The 14471-nt window shown below is 67.8% G+C and carries 15 protein-coding genes; 10 read left to right on the forward strand and 5 right to left on the reverse strand.

Annotated features, from left to right (window positions below; all coding sequences use genetic code 11):
* Positions 1 to 70 precede the first annotated feature (70 nt).
* The 7 genes from sufB (at position 71) to ABRP18_RS07825 (ending at position 6745) form a co-directional block, all read left to right on the forward strand.
* A complete protein-coding gene (gene sufB / locus ABRP18_RS07795) occupies positions 71 to 1489 on the forward strand; it encodes a Fe-S cluster assembly protein SufB (protein ID WP_021200759.1) in 1419 nt (472 codons plus the stop codon).
* Complete coding sequence (sufD, locus tag ABRP18_RS07800; protein ID WP_113681600.1) at positions 1490 to 2695, forward strand: Fe-S cluster assembly protein SufD; 1206 nt, start codon at positions 1490 to 1492, stop codon at positions 2693 to 2695.
* Positions 2692 to 3018 (forward strand): non-heme iron oxygenase ferredoxin subunit, encoded by a 327-nt coding sequence (locus ABRP18_RS07805; RefSeq protein ID WP_046749146.1) that lies wholly within the window; start codon positions 2692 to 2694, stop codon positions 3016 to 3018. The genes sufD and ABRP18_RS07805 overlap by 4 nt, the downstream gene beginning before the upstream one ends.
* Before the next feature lie 3 nt (positions 3019 to 3021).
* The gene (gene sufC / locus ABRP18_RS07810) at positions 3022 to 3792 is read left to right on the forward strand and encodes a Fe-S cluster assembly ATPase SufC (RefSeq protein ID WP_349884448.1); all 771 of its coding nucleotides are present in this window, start codon (positions 3022 to 3024) and stop codon (positions 3790 to 3792) included.
* A 9-nt stretch (positions 3793 to 3801) separates the two neighbouring features.
* Positions 3802 to 4131 carry a metal-sulfur cluster assembly factor gene (locus ABRP18_RS07815; RefSeq protein ID WP_021200756.1) on the forward strand — a complete coding sequence of 110 codons (330 nt, stop codon included), beginning with the start codon at positions 3802 to 3804 and terminating at the stop codon, positions 4129 to 4131.
* Between the two features lie 92 nt (positions 4132 to 4223).
* On the forward strand, positions 4224 to 5378 hold the full coding sequence (locus ABRP18_RS07820) for an aminotransferase class I/II-fold pyridoxal phosphate-dependent enzyme (protein WP_349884449.1): 1155 nt from the start codon (positions 4224 to 4226) through the stop codon (positions 5376 to 5378).
* The gene (locus tag ABRP18_RS07825; protein ID WP_349884450.1) at positions 5375 to 6745 is read left to right on the forward strand and encodes an MFS transporter; all 1371 of its coding nucleotides are present in this window, start codon (positions 5375 to 5377) and stop codon (positions 6743 to 6745) included. Before ABRP18_RS07820 ends, ABRP18_RS07825 begins: the two co-directional genes overlap by 4 nt.
* On the opposite strand, the gene ABRP18_RS07830 is transcribed toward ABRP18_RS07825, so the two are convergent.
* Positions 6708 to 7292, reverse strand: a complete 585-nt coding sequence (locus tag ABRP18_RS07830; protein WP_046749404.1) for a TetR family transcriptional regulator — start codon at positions 7290 to 7292, stop codon at positions 6708 to 6710. The genes ABRP18_RS07825 and ABRP18_RS07830 overlap by 38 nt on opposite strands.
* A 64-nt stretch (positions 7293 to 7356) precedes the next feature.
* Here ABRP18_RS07830 and ABRP18_RS07835 point away from each other — a divergent pair, with 64 nt between their 5' ends.
* Positions 7357 to 8055 (forward strand): ABC transporter ATP-binding protein, encoded by a 699-nt coding sequence (locus ABRP18_RS07835; protein ID WP_349884451.1) that lies wholly within the window; start codon positions 7357 to 7359, stop codon positions 8053 to 8055.
* A complete protein-coding gene (locus tag ABRP18_RS07840; protein WP_113681602.1) occupies positions 8052 to 8645 on the forward strand; it encodes an energy-coupling factor transporter transmembrane component T in 594 nt (197 codons plus the stop codon). Before ABRP18_RS07835 ends, ABRP18_RS07840 begins: the two co-directional genes overlap by 4 nt.
* Position 8646: 1 nt before the next feature.
* Here the strand turns inward: ABRP18_RS07840 and ABRP18_RS07845 are convergent, their stop codons facing one another.
* The 4 genes from ABRP18_RS07845 to ABRP18_RS07860 form a co-directional block, all read right to left on the reverse strand.
* Positions 8647 to 9963, reverse strand: coding sequence for an acyltransferase (locus ABRP18_RS07845; RefSeq protein WP_193761885.1), 1317 nt, complete (start codon positions 9961 to 9963; stop codon positions 8647 to 8649).
* 113 nt (positions 9964 to 10076) lie between these two features.
* Complete coding sequence (locus ABRP18_RS07850) at positions 10077 to 10748, reverse strand: response regulator transcription factor (RefSeq protein ID WP_046749141.1); 672 nt, start codon at positions 10746 to 10748, stop codon at positions 10077 to 10079.
* Positions 10745 to 12082, reverse strand: coding sequence for a sensor histidine kinase (locus ABRP18_RS07855; protein ID WP_349884452.1), 1338 nt, complete (start codon positions 12080 to 12082; stop codon positions 10745 to 10747). The genes ABRP18_RS07850 and ABRP18_RS07855 overlap by 4 nt, the downstream gene beginning before the upstream one ends.
* Before the next feature lie 5 nt (positions 12083 to 12087).
* Complete coding sequence (locus tag ABRP18_RS07860; protein WP_113681596.1) at positions 12088 to 12705, reverse strand: DedA family protein; 618 nt, start codon at positions 12703 to 12705, stop codon at positions 12088 to 12090.
* A 163-nt stretch (positions 12706 to 12868) separates the two neighbouring features.
* Between ABRP18_RS07860 and abc-f the strand changes: the two genes are divergently transcribed.
* Positions 12869 to 14467, forward strand: coding sequence for a ribosomal protection-like ABC-F family protein (gene abc-f / locus ABRP18_RS07865; RefSeq protein ID WP_017202270.1), 1599 nt, complete (start codon positions 12869 to 12871; stop codon positions 14465 to 14467).
* Positions 14468 to 14471: the final 4 nt, after the last annotated feature.

Here is a 14471-nt window from a genome sequence, read left to right on the forward strand (position 1 = left end):
CGCAGACTCGACGGGGATCAGGTGTGTCGGGGCGGATGACACCGTTTGGGACCTGTGAGGAGAGTGTTGGATGTCGGATGTGCTGATCGACCGCCCGGAGCTTGACGGTCTGGGGGTGTACGAATTCGGCTGGCACGATGAGGATGCTGCGGGTGCCATCGCGAAACGCGGCATCTCCGAAGATGTCGTCCGGGGGATCTCGAGCCTCAAGAACGAACCCGAATGGATGCTGAAGACCCGGCTCAAGGGATACCAGCTCTTCGGGCGCAAGCCGATGCCGACGTGGGGTGCAGACCTCAGCGAGATCGACTTCGACAACATCAAGTACTTCGTCCGCTCCACCGAGAAGCAGGCGCAGACGTGGGAAGACCTCCCCGCCGAGATCCGCGAGACCTACGAGCGTCTCGGGATCCCCGAGGCCGAGCGTCAGCGCCTGGTCGCCGGAGTCGCCGCGCAGTACGAGTCCGAGGTCGTGTACCACCAGATCCGCGAGGACCTCGAGGCCCAGGGCGTCATCTTCATGGACACCGACACCGCTCTGCGCGAGCACCCCGAGTTCTTCGAGGAGTACTTCGGCACGGTCATCCCCGCCGGTGACAACAAGTTCGCCGCGCTGAACACCGCTGTCTGGTCGGGCGGATCGTTCGTCTACGTCCCCAAGGGCGTGCACGTCGAGATCCCGCTGCAGGCCTACTTCCGCATCAACACCGAGAACATGGGCCAGTTCGAGCGGACCCTGATCATCGCCGACGAGGACAGCTACGTCCACTACATCGAGGGCTGCACGGCCCCGATCTACAAGTCGGACTCCCTGCACTCGGCCGTCGTCGAGATCATCGTGAAGAAGAACGCCCGTGTGCGCTACACGACGATCCAGAACTGGTCGAACAACGTGTACAACCTCGTCACCAAGCGTGCCGTGGCTTACGAAGGCGCGACCATGGAGTGGGTCGACGGCAACATCGGCTCCAAGGTGACGATGAAGTACCCGTCGATCTACCTGATGGGCGAGCACGCGAAGGGCGAGACCCTGTCCGTCGCCTTCGCCGGACCCGGTCAGCACCAGGACGCTGGCGCGAAGATGATCCACATGGCGCCGTACACGCAGTCGTCGATCGTCTCGAAGTCGATCGCACGCGGAGGCGGCCGTGCCGGTTACCGCGGCGAGGTCCGTGTCGATGCCGCTGCGCACCACTCCGCGAACACCGTGCGCTGCGATGCCCTGCTCGTGGACACGAAGTCGCGCTCCGACACCTACCCGGCCATCGACATCCGCGTCGATGACGTGCAGCTGGGCCACGAGGCCACGGTCTCCAAGGTCAGCGAGGAGCAGCTCTTCTACCTGCAGTCCCGCGGTATGCCCGAGGACGAGGCCATGGCGATGATCGTGCGCGGTTTCATCGAGCCGATCGCCCGAGAACTGCCGATGGAGTACGCCATGGAACTGAACAAGCTCATCGAGATGGGCATGGAAGGATCGGTCGGCTAAATGGCGGCCTCGACGACAGCGCCCAGTGAGGCGCAGCACACGAACGCGCACATCGACCCTGCGGCTCAGGTCGCGGCGGCGGGCTTCGTCCCGGTGCAGACCCGCTCCGAGCGGCCGCACTCGTTCGAACCGTCCGACTTCGGAGCACCGACCGGACGCGAGGTCAACTGGAAGCACACGCCGGTGGCGAAGCTCGCCGGACTCTTCTCCGATGAGCCGGGCGAGGAGAACGCCGTGACCTACGGTCTCGACGCTGTCGAGGCGTTCCTGGAGCCCTCCTCGGATGAGGAAGGGCCCTACGGGGAGTTCTTCCGTCCTGAAGATCTCTCCAGCGCCCTCGCCTGGAAGCATGGCCCGCGTGGACTGCACATCCAGCTCCCGGCTGAGGCAGAGCTCGACGAGCCGGTCGTGGTCCCGATCACGGGCACGGGCGCCGATAAGCGTGCGTTCGGTCAGATCCTCATCGAGGCGAAGCCGCACTCGCGCGGCACCGTCGTGCTCGACCACTCCGGTTCCGCGCAGTACGCGCAGAACGTCGAGATCATCGTGCGCGACGGCGCGAGCCTGACCGTCATCAGCCTGCAGCGCTGGGACGATGACGCGGTGCACGCCGCGGCTCACCAGGCCACCGTCGGTGCCGATGCCACGCTGAAGCACTTCGTCATCAGCTTCGGCGGCGGTGTCGTGCGCGTGAACCCGAGCGTCGAGCTCACGGGCGCCGGATCCGAGGGATACCTCTACGGGCTGTCCTATGCCGACGGCGGTCAGCACCTCGAGAGCCAGGTCTACCTGCACCACAAGGGTGCGCACACCAAGGGCGACGTGCTCTACAAGGGCGCGCTGCAGGGCGAGGACGCACACAGCGTCTGGATCGGCGACGTGCTGATCGGTGCCGACGCAACAGGCACCGACTCCTACGAGGCGAACCGCAACCTGGTGCTGACCGAGGGTGCTCGTGCCGACTCGATCCCGAACCTCGAGATCGAGACCGGCGACATCCTGGGAGCCGGGCACGCGAGTGCGACCGGTCGTTTCGACGACGAGCAGCTCTTCTACCTTCAGGCCCGCGGCATCACCGAGGAGGAGGCCCGTCGTCTGGTCGTGCTCGGATTCCTCACCGATATCGTGCAGCGCCTCGGCATCCCCACCCTCGAGACCGAGTTGCTGGCGGCCATCGAGGCGGAGCTCGCCGAGGTGAGCGCATGACCGCCGAACGCGTCTGCGGAGTCTCCGACCTCGAACAGGACACACCGCTGCGCGTGGACCCGAGCGGCGTGCCCATCACGGTGATCAAGGACGGCGAAGGAGTGATCCACGCCATCGGCGACACCTGCACGCACGGCGACATCTCGCTGTCCGAGGGCTTCGTTGAGGGCGACACGGTGGAGTGCTGGGCACACGGCTCCGCGTTCTCCCTCCTCACCGGCAAGCCCCAGAATCTCCCCGCGTATGAGCCGGTCCCGGTTTACGTCGTCCAGATCGACGGCGACGACGTGCTCATCGATCCGACTGTGATTAAGGAAGTCTGAAGAATGTCTGTTCTCGAGATCCGCGACCTGCATGTGACGGTCGAGACCGAGGCGGGGGCCACCCCGATCCTCAACGGAATCAACCTCACCATGAACACGGGGGAGACCCACGCGATCATGGGCCCCAACGGCTCCGGCAAGTCCACGCTGGCGTACACGATCGCCGGTCACCCGAAGTACACGGTGACGTCCGGTTCGATCACGTTCGACGGTCAGGACGTGCTGGAGATGAGCGTCGACGAGCGGGCCCGTGCCGGCCTGTTCCTCGCGATGCAGTACCCGGTGGAGATCCCCGGCGTGACGGTGACGAACTTCCTCCGCACGGCCAAGACCGCCCTCGACGGCGAAGCGCCGGCGATCCGCGGCTGGACCAAGGACGTCAAGGAGGCCATGTCGAACCTGCGCATGGACCCGAAGTTCGCGCAGCGCAACGTCAACGAGGGTTTCTCCGGTGGCGAGAAGAAGCGCCACGAGATCCTCCAGCTCGAGGTGCTGAAGCCGAAGTTCGCCGTGCTCGACGAGACCGACTCCGGCCTCGACGTCGACGCGCTCAAGATCGTCTCCGAGGGCGTCAACCGCGCGAAGGAGTCCACCGGACTCGGCGTGCTGCTGATCACGCACTACACCCGCATCCTCCGCTACATCCGCCCCGACTTCGTCCACGTGGTGGTCGCGGGAAAGATCGTCGAAGAGGGCGGCCCCGAGCTCGCAGACCGGCTGGAGAACGAGGGATACGACCGTTTCCTCGACCCCGCAGCCCCCATCGAGGCGTAGGCTGATCGCATGACAGCGACCCTCACGGACGAGAAGTACGACGCGGTCACCGAGGCTCTCAAAGACGTCATGGACCCCGAGCTCGGGATCAACGTCGTCGACCTCGGCCTCATCTACGACCTCGCCTGGGATGACGAGAACGACGCTCTCGTCATCCACATGACGCTGACCAGCGCCGGCTGCCCGCTCACCGACGTCCTCGAGGATCAGACCGCTCAGGCTCTGGACAGCGTCGTCGATCGCTTCCGGATCAACTGGGTCTGGATGCCCCCGTGGGGTCCGGAGCGGATCACGGACGACGGGCGCGACATGATGCGCGCTCTCGGATTCGCGATCTGACCGCACAGAACGTCAAGCAGGACGAAGCGGGCGCGACTACGCGCCCGCTTCGCTGACTCCGCACCGGTGCGGGGCGAGACTCGGGAGAACGAATGCTTCAGGTGAAAGCCCTGCCCTTGGCCGAGCTTCGCGAGCGGACGAGCGAGAAGTGGCGGGAGTATCCGGCCGACGTGCTTCCCCTGTTCGTCGCCGAGACCGACTTCCCTCTCGCGCCTGCCATCACGGCGGCCCTGCAGCGTGCGGTCGAGATCGGCGACACCGGCTATATGGCGTCGAGGACCCCTCTTGCGCAGGCCTTCTCGGACTTCGCATCCCGCCGTTACGGGTGGGAGCCCGACCCCGCGCGAATCCGCAGCACGGCGGATGTGAGCATGGGGATCGTCGAGATCCTGCGCCGTGTCACGCAGCCGGGGGAGCGCGTGGTCGTGACGCCGCCGGTCTATCCGCCCTTCTACGACCTGGTCGCCGAAGCCGGTGCGGAGGTGGAGCGGGTTCCCTTCCGCGACACCGGGACCCGGTGGGAGCTGGATCTGGACGGGATCCGCGCCGCCTTCGAAGACGGAGCGACGGCCATCCTGCTCTGCAACCCCCACAACCCCACCGGTACGGTGCACGGACGCGACAGCCTCACTGCTCTCGCGGAGCTCGCCGACGAGTTCGGTGTCGCCGTGGTGTCGGACGAGATCCACGCGCCGCTCGCCCAGCCGGGTTCGGGGTTCACACCTTTCCTCGCGGTGAGTGATGTCGCGCAGCGGGTGGGGTACGCGCTCGTGAGCGCGAGCAAGGCCTTCAACCTCGCCGGGCTCAAATGCGCCCTCATGGTCACGGCCGACGACGAGACGAGCGCCGTGGTGCGCGGACTCCCGGTCGAGGTCGAATGGCGCACCGGGCAGTTCGGTCTGCTCGCCGCCGTCGCTGCGTTCTCGGAGGAGAGCGACGAGTGGCTCGACGGGCTGCTGCGCACTCTGGACGAGAACCGCCTGCTGCTCGGGGATCTGCTCGCCGCGCACCTCCCCGGAGCGCGGTACCGCATTCCCGATGCCGGCTACCTGGCGTGGATCGACCTCACCGCGTTGGAGTGGGGCGACAACCCGGCCAGACGGATCCTGAAGGACGCGAAGGTCGCCCTGCACTTCGGGCCCGCCTTCGGCGCGGAGGGCGCAGGCCACGTGCGGTTGAACTTCGGCACCAGTCCGGAGATCATCACCGAGGCCATCGAGCGCATCGCGTCGCTCGTCGGCCGATGACCGCCCCGTCCGAGGCCGCGACGATCTGGGATCGTCACCGCATCTGGGTGACCCTCGGCGCGGTCGCACTGATCTTCCTCGCGGCGATCGAGGCTCTCGCCGTCACGACCGTCATGCCCATCGTGAGCATGGCCCTGGACGGAGAGGCGCTCTACGCCGTCGCCTTCGCGGGGACGCTGGCCACGAGCGTGATCGGCATGGTCGCGACCGGAGCATGGTCGGACGCCCGGGGTCCCCGCGGCGCGCTGTACGTCGCCGTGTCGCTCTTCATCGTCGGCCTGCTGATCTCGGGCTTCGCCGTCACCATGCATCAGTTCCTGATCGGGCGACTGGTGCAGGGGCTGGGGACGGGTGGACAGACGGTCGCGCTCTATGTCGTGGTGGCGCGGCTGTACCCGCCTCACCTGCACGGGCGCATCTTCGCCGCCTTCGCCGCGGCTTGGGTCGTTCCGTCGATGGTCGGTCCGTTCCTCGCGGGAGCCGTCGCCGAGTATCTCGACTGGCGCTGGGCCTTCCTCGGCGTGGCCGTGCTCACCGCTTCGGCTTTCCTCATGATCGCGGTGCGGCTCCGTGGGGTCGACCTGGGGCAGGGGGAGCCGCAGGATCGGAGGGCGCTCGTCGTCCGGCTGCTGCTCGCAGTGGTGGTGGCGGTACTCGCGGTCGTCATCGGCTTCTCGGCCGAGATGGAGCCGTCGATCGGGTGGCCCGTCGCGATCGGAGCCGTGCTGGCGATCGGGTTCGCGGTGCTGCCGCTGTTGCCACGGGGTACGCTTCGAGCCGGACCCGGGTTGCCCAGCGTCGTGCTGATGCGCGGCATCGTCGCCGGTGCGTTCTTCGCCACGGAGGCCTACATCCCGTATCTGCTCATGAGGAAGTTCGACTTCAGTGCGACCTGGGCGGGCATCGCCCTGATGCTGGCGGCACTGGCGTGGGCAGGCGCCTCAGCCCTGCAGGGGCGGTTCGGAGAGCGTCTGGGCAACCGCCGCATCACGGCGATCAGCCTGGGCTCGCTGCTGATCGCGATGCTGTGCGTGCTCTTCGCTGCGGTCTTCGATGTCTCGCCCGCTCTGGTGGTCGTCGGCTGGGCCTTCGCCGGCGGCGGGATGGGCCTGCTCTACCCGCGCCTGACCGTGTTGACGCTCGCGTACTCGAACGAGACCAATCAGGGGTTCAACTCGTCCGCGTTGTCGATCTCGGACGCCTCAGGATCGGCTGTCGCGATCGCGCTGGCGGGTCTCGGTGTGGCGACGCTCGGCGGCGGGGCCGGGGCGTTCAGCGCCGTCTTCGGGTTCTGCATCGCCCTCGTGGCGCTGGCTGTGGTGCCCGGTCTCAGGCTCGGGCACGCGGCCGAGTCTCCGGCGACCTGAGCGCTCCCGCGAGGGCGGCGACCCCGAGGTCGAAGACGCGGTCGAGTCCGGCGGTGACATCCGCATCCTCCGCGGCCGGGAGCGCGCCGTGGCTGTCGGCGTGCATGCGCTGCTGCACGAGCGTGGCGTGGCCCAGCACGAAGTGGAGGATGGCGATTCCTCGATCCTCGGCATCCGAGGCTCCCTGTGCACGCAGGGTGTCGACCAGAGCCTTCTGCGCAGTGGAGGAACCGAGCTGGAGTGCGTAGGTGCTGAGGACCAGCTCGGCTCCGTCACGATAGGCGAAGAGGGCATCGCGGATGCCGCGCGCTGTGACGATGATGTCCGTTCCACCGTGCGGTATCGACGCGGTGATCCGGTCGGCGAGCTCGGCGAGCAGCTCCTGCTTGTTCGCGAAGTGCCAGTAGAGGGCGCTCGGCTGCAGGTCGAGGCCCGCGGCGATACGTCGCATGGAGAGGTCGGCGAGTCCTACCTCATCGAGCAGGGCGAGTGCGCTCCGTGCCACGCTGTCGCGGTCGTGTCGGGCCGGATTGGGCTCTGGGCTCATGCTCCGATTATAGTGAACGACGTTCAGGTGAACAGTGTTCAGGTGCGACGCGGAGGAAGCAGCGGTGGAGAGTTCCTCATCGATCGGACCCGCTCCGATCACCCTCGACCGGGTGTCGGTCGAGATCGACGGGCGCATGGTGCTGCACGACGTCAGCGTCGGGTTGACCGCACGGACGACGGCGGTGATCGGAGCCAACGGCTCAGGCAAGTCGACCTTCGCGCGCCTCCTCAACGGCCTCGTCGCGCCGCGAGACGGAACCGTCTCGGTACACGGACTCGACACCGTCCGAGACCGCGCCGCCGTGCGCAAGCTCGTCGGTTTCGTCTTCACCAACCCCGATGCGCAGATCCTGATGCCGACTCCGGCCGAAGACCTCGCGCTCTCGCTCCGAGGGCGTCCGAAGTCCGAGGTGTCCGAACTCGTGAGGGAGACGCTCGAGACGCACGGTCTGGCGGAGCACGCGGACGTTCCGGCGGCCGCCCTGTCCGGCGGGCAGAAGCAGCTGCTCGCCCTGGCTTCGGTGCTGATCGCCGATCCATATGTGATCGTCGCCGACGAGCCGACGACCCTGCTCGATCTGCGCAATTCCCGTCGCATCGCCGATCTGCTGCTCGGGGTCCAGGCTCAGATCGTCATCGTCACACACGACCTCGAACTGGCCTCTCGCTGCGACAGCGCGTTGCTCTTCGACGAGGGACGCATCGTGACCTCCGGCGTGCCCTCGCGTGTGATCGCTGCGTATCGGGAGGCGTGCGCGTGATCGCGCTGTATCACCCGGGGACGGGGATCGTGCATCGGGCGCCGGCCGCGCTCAAGCTGGGGATGCTGGCGATCGGAGCCCTCGTCCTGTCGCTGTATCCGCACGATCCGGTGAGCATCGCGGTCGTGCTCTTCGTGGTGGTGGGGCTCTACCGCGTGAGTGGACTCCCGTTCCGCGTGCTCGCCGCCGAGGCGTGGCGCCTGCGCTGGATCGTGCTCGTGCTCGCAGCTGCGCTCCTGATCTTCGTGTCGCCCGAGGCGGCATGGATCAGCACAGGACGTGTGGTCGCGGTGCTGCTCCTCGCCGGTCTGCTCACTCTGACCACGAGGATGTCGGCGCTGCTCGATGTCCTGCAGCAGCTGCTGCGACCGTTGCGTCGGCTCGGAGTCGATCCCGAGGCGGTGGCCCTGACGATCTCCCTGACCCTCACGACCGTCCCGGTGATCGCGGGGTTCGCCGTGCGCGTGCGGGAGGCGGAGCAGGCTCGTGGTGCACGGCTGGGTATCCGCACGGTGGTGCCGTTGCTCGTGCTCGCTCTGAAGCATGCGGATGATGTCGGAGACGCCCTGGCGGCCAGAGGCATCGGCTGACTCACACGAGGGCCGGCGCGACGGGGACCGTCGACGGTCGCTGCCTTGCGGTCCGTGGCGTCGGGAGCGAAGCCAGCCGCAGAGAACCAGCGATCAGCGCGAGTGCGATCAGGGCGGTTGCGACGGACGTGCCGAGGACCAGCAGCAGGACGATCCCGACCAGGGCGCTGAGAGCGCTGGCGACGATGCGACCGGGCGAAGACGCGGCGGCGGGTGCGGCCTGCGATTCGAACCGCGTGAACGCGATGGCGACGACGGCCGTGAGAGCGAGCGCGGTCGCGAGCCACAGCGGCCGTCCCGACCACCACGCCGCGCTGTCCAGGGCCGGAAGCGCGGCGCCGGTCAAGAGTGCGAACGCGGCCGTCGAGCCCGCCATGAGCAGCAGCACGGGCATGTGCCAGAGGTAGATCGTCATGGTCCGCACCGTCACGAAGGCGGTGAACGCGGCCACGTGCGGCTGTCGGCTGAATCGCTCGAGACGCTCGCGGTGCAGGGAGAGCAGGCTCGTGTGCGCGACCCCCACGAGGAGGAGGGCAGCCGTCGGCGGATTGATGTTCGCGATGAGGTCGGCGGAGTAGACGCCGACGGCGAAGGTCATGATGAGCGCGAGGACGGCCGCGAGGCCCGCAACGATGCGGATCCGTCGGCTGAGGCGCTCGATGCGTCCATCGGCGAGGAAGAAGCCGAGCTGTTGGAGGGCCATCCACACGAAGGCGAGATTCAGGAAGCCCAGGCCCTCGACGCCGGAGACTCCGCGGAGGACGTCGATCGCGATCGCAGCAGCGGCAAGGGCGCCGATCGTCCACAGCGGCGCACGGCGGTGAGCGGCGGCGAAGAGGGGGAGAAGCGCCTGGCAGAGGAGGAAGACCCCGAGGAACCAGAGCGGCTGGCCATAACGGAACCCGGCCGTCGCGATGAGGTCGGCGGGAACGCCGAAGATCGTGAGCAGAGCGAGCGCGAGCCCGACGACCGCGATCGTCAGGATCGCGGGGCGCAACAGTCGGTGAACGCGGCCGGCGACGAATCCGACCGCCGTGCCGCCGCGCTGCCGCATGCGCTGATGCGCGAGGAATCCGGAGAATCCACCGATCACGAAGAACAGCGGCATCACCTGCAGGAGCCAGCTCAGCGGAGCGATCCACGCGGTGCCGTCGCTGGCGTTCTCGAAGATCGGACCGGAATCGCCGACCGTGACGCCCACCATGATCGCGTGCAGCAACACGACCCCGAGCACGCAGAGAGCCCGCAGGAAGTCGATGCCCGTATCGCGGGATGTGCGCAGCCCGGCGGCGACGGGCGGTGTCTGGACGATGGCCATGAGTCCTCCTCGGAAGCGATGTTCCAGGAGACTATGGACGTGGTGCGGGCGGAGACATCACCCTCGGGTCCCGTCGTACCCCCTACGACGGGATGAGCCGCGGCGATGCGTCGTCAGGACGAAGGCTCGACGAGCCCGGTGTCGTACGCCAGGATCACGGCGTGCACGCGGTCACGGAGGTTCAGCTTGGCGAGCACCTTGCCCACATGTGTCTTGACGGTCTGCTCGGCGATGAACAGCTCGGCGGCGATCTCGGTGTTGGAGCGGCCTCGACCGATGAGCACGAGGACTTCCCGTTCGCGGTCGGTGAGGTCGGCGAGCGCCGTCGCTGCGCGTGGAGTCCGGGGTCGGCGTCCGGCGAACTGTTCGATCATGCGTCGTGTCACGCTGGGAGCGAGGAGAGCATCACCGCCGGCGACGACGCGCACGGCGTGCACGAGCTCCTCCGGCAGCGCATCCTTCAGCAGGAAACCACTCGCACCGGCCTCGAGCGCGTCGTACACGTAGTCATCGATGTCGAACGTCGTGAGCATGATGATCCGGGGGACATGCGCCGCGGGGTACGAAGGCCCGAGGATGCGACGAGTGGCTTCGATGCCGTCCAGTTCCGGCATCCGCACGTCCATGAGGATCACGTCGGGGTCGAGGCGCGCCGCGAGCGTGACCGCCTCCGCACCGTCGGCCGCTTGGCCGGCCACCCTGATGCCGTCGTGGGCGTCGAGGAGCGCCCCGAAGCCGGCACGGACCATGGCCTGGTCATCGGCGATGAGCACGTTGATCGTCACGAGCGTTCCTTGTTGTGAGGGGCGGTGTTGTGAGGGGCGGTGTCGCGAAGGGCGGTGTCGCGAGGGGTGGCACCGAGAGGAGTGGCAGATGAAGGGAGGTCGGCCGGTGAGGGATCATTCGGACTGACCGGGAGGACGGCCTCGACCTCCCAGCCCCCGTCGCTCGAGGGGCCGGCGGAGAGGCTCCCACCGAGGAGTTCCGCGCGTTCCCGCATGCCGCGCAGACCGTATCCGCCCACGTGACCGTCCGGAAGGCGGGGCGGGGCGGTGTTGTGCACCACGATCCGGATCGATTGGGACTCGGCGCGCACGCGCACGGCGATCTGTGCCCCAGGGGCGTGACGGACGGCGTTGCTCAGAGCCTCTTGGACGATGCGGAAGGCGGCGATCTGGACGGCGGGCGTCGCCGCCGTAGCGGCGTCCCCACCCTCCAGGACGAGTCCGACCTCGACGCCGGCGCGGCGGATGCTGTCGACCAGGGAGGGGATATCGTCGATGCCCTGCTGCGGAGCGAGCTCGGCACTCTGATCCTCGGTGCGCAGCACGCCGAGCATGCGCCGCATCTCGGCGAGCGAACTCCGTGCGGTCGCGGCGATGTCCTCGAACTCCGCGACGGCCACGTCATCCAGGTCGGGGATGCGGTACTTCGCGGTGGAGGCCTGCACCTGGATCACCGACATGCTGTGTGCCACGACGTCGTGCAGCTCGCGAGCGATCCTCGTGCGCTCTTCCACGAGTGCGCGTCTGGCCTCCTCGAGCGCGCTGTGCTCCCTCTCCCGTGAAAGCTCGGCCGCCACCCTGACGCGTCCGGCGATCAGCGAAGCGATCAGGAACATGGCCGAGGCGAGGGAGGTCGTCACGATGAGGTCGGCCGTGGCGCTGGCGGACGATTCCGGCACGGCCACCATGTCGGGGCGGAGCATCGGCGAGAGGAGCGAGGCGATGGCCCCGAGGATGAGAGCGAACGCGCCGAGCCGTGCACCGTGGAGGAATGTGACGACTCCGACGAACAGGATGAATGTCAGCAGCGCAGGGACCGACCAGGGCCATGGGGACGCGATCGCGAGCTCGGGAACGACGGTGAGTGGGAGAGCGAGCGCCCCGGCCGTGAAGAGGCCGACGGCCCAGCAAGGATGAGAGATCGCCAGCAGCGGGGAGACGCACAGAGCCGCTCCGAGGATGAACGACAACGGGACGGGTGTGCCGTACAGGACGCTCTGCAGCGAGACGAGCACCGTGAACAGCGCCACCACTGCCGTGCACAGTGCCACGAAGGCGGCGGTGCGACGGCTGATGCGTGTTCGGCGAGGTGAACGCTCGCGGCGGCGTGCCATGGCTCTCATCCTGCCAGTTGCGGCGCCGCGGCACGGCGGCGGCGAGCGGCGGCGATCCGATCGATCACCAGACCGATGAGCAGCGCGACGACGATGCCGAGCCCCGCGCTGAGCAGAGGCTGGTCCTTGATCCAGGCGCCCGCGAGCAGACCGATGACGAGGCTGAACACGCTCCAACTGATTCCGGCGATCAGGCTCAACGGGAGGAACCGGCGCCACGGGAAATCGAGAGCCCCGGCCGACATGTTGACCGCCACCCTTCCGACGGGGATGTATCTGGCACCGAGGATCAGCGTGGCGCTGCGGCGGTCGAGTGCGCGTTGGGCATGCGCGAACGCTGCGGCGACGCGCGGTCGGCGCATCCACGCGAAGCGGGTGGTGCCCAGCCCTCGTCCGATCAGGAACGCGACGTTGTCACCGATCGCCGCCCCGATGGCAGCCACTGCCCCGAGAAGAAGGAGATTCCCCTCTCCTGTCGAGGCGGCCACGGCGGCTGCGGCCACGAGCACGGTCTCGCTGGGCACCGGGGGGAAGAAGCCGTCGACGATGGTGACGGCGAACAGCACCAGGTACAGCCAGGGTGAGGCGATCGCCTGCATGATCAGGTCGTTGAGGATGTCCACTCCGGCACGGTATTCGGGGAGTGGGAGGGGCGGCATCCCACCGGAGTATCGGCGTGCTCACTCTCCAGGTTGATCTTGCTGACCGCGACTCTCGGCGACGCGGCTTATACTGGGAGGCTGGCCGATCGGCCGAACACCCTCCCCGAAAGAACGGACGTCCGCTGTGCTTGCCGTGCACGACCTCGAGATCCGCGTTGGCGCGCGCCTGCTGATGGAGAACGTCTCGTTCCGCGTCGCCGACGGAGACAAGATCGGACTCGTCGGCCGCAACGGGGCCGGGAAGACCACGCTCACCAAGGTGCTCGCCGGCGATGTGCTGCCGTCCGGCGGAAGCGTGACCCGCTCCGGCGAACTGGGCTACCTTCCGCAGGACCCGCGTTCGGGCAACCCCGAAGACCTCGCGCGCACGCGCATCCTCGACGCCCGTGGGCTCGGTCAGCTCAACCTCGGGATGACGGAGGCGGCCCTCGCGATGGGGTCGGACGACCCCGCAGTGGCCGACAAGGCCATGAAGCGCTACGCCCGCCTCACCGAGCAATTCGAGGCCCAGGGCGGCTATGCGGCGGAGGCGGAGGCGGCGTCGATCGCCAACAACCTCTCGCTCCCCGACCGCATCCTCGACCAGCCGCTGTCGACCCTCTCCGGTGGACAGCGTCGCCGCATCGAGCTCGCGCGCATCCTCTTCTCCGACGCGCAGACGATGATCCTCGACGAGCCGACCAACCACCTCGATGCCGACAGCGTGGTGTGGCTGCGCGAGTTCCTCAAGGGCTACAAGGGCGGGCTGATCGTGATCAGCCACGATGTCGAGCTCGTCGGCGAGACGGTCAACCGCGTGTTCTACCTCGACGCGAACCGTCAGGTCATCGACACGTACAACATGAACTGGAAGAACTACCTGCGTCAGCGGGTGGCCGATGAGGAGCGCCGCAAGAAGGAGCGCGCGAACGCCGAGAAGAAGGCCACGACCCTGCAGCTGCAGGCGGCCCGCTTCGGTGCGAAGGCCTCGAAGGCCGCTGCGGCGCATCAGATGATCGCGCGTGCGGAGAAGCTGCTGGCGGGGCTCGATGAGGTGCGTCAGGAAGACCGGGTCGCGAAGCTGCGCTTCCCGAAGCCGGCACCCTGCGGCAAGACCCCGATGATGGCGTCCGGCCTCTCGAAGTCGTACGGGTCGCTCGAGATCTTCACCGATGTCGACCTGGCGATCGATCGCGGCTCCAAGGTCGTCGTCCTCGGGCTCAACGGTGCGGGCAAGACCACGTTGCTGAGGATGCTCGCCGGCGTCGATCAGCCCGACACCGGGCAGCTCGAGCCGGGACACGGCCTCAAGGTCGGCTACTACGCCCAGGAGCACGAGAACCTCGACGTGAACCGCTCGGTGCTCGAGAACATGGTCTCGGCCGCTCCGCACATCACCGAGACCGAGGCGCGCAAGGTGCTCGGGTCGTTCCTGTTCACAGGCGACGATGTGCTCAAGCCTGCAGGAGTCCTGTCGGGTGGGGAGAAGACGCGTCTGTCGCTCGCGACGCTCGTCGTGTCGTCGGCGAACCTGCTGCTGCTCGATGAGCCGACCAACAACCTCGATCCGGCCTCTCGTGAAGAGATCCTCGGTGCGCTCGCACACTACGAAGGTGCGGTCGTGCTCGTGTCCCACGATCCGGGGGCGGTGCAGTCGCTCAACCCCGAGCGTGTGCTGATCCTGCCCGACGGCGTCGAGGACATCTGGAGCCAGGAGTACCAGGACCTCATCGAGCTCGCCTGACGTC

It is taken from the genome of Microbacterium sp. WHRI 7836 (assembly GCF_040223885.2).
Lineage (GTDB): Bacteria > Actinomycetota > Actinomycetes > Actinomycetales > Microbacteriaceae > Microbacterium > Microbacterium oxydans.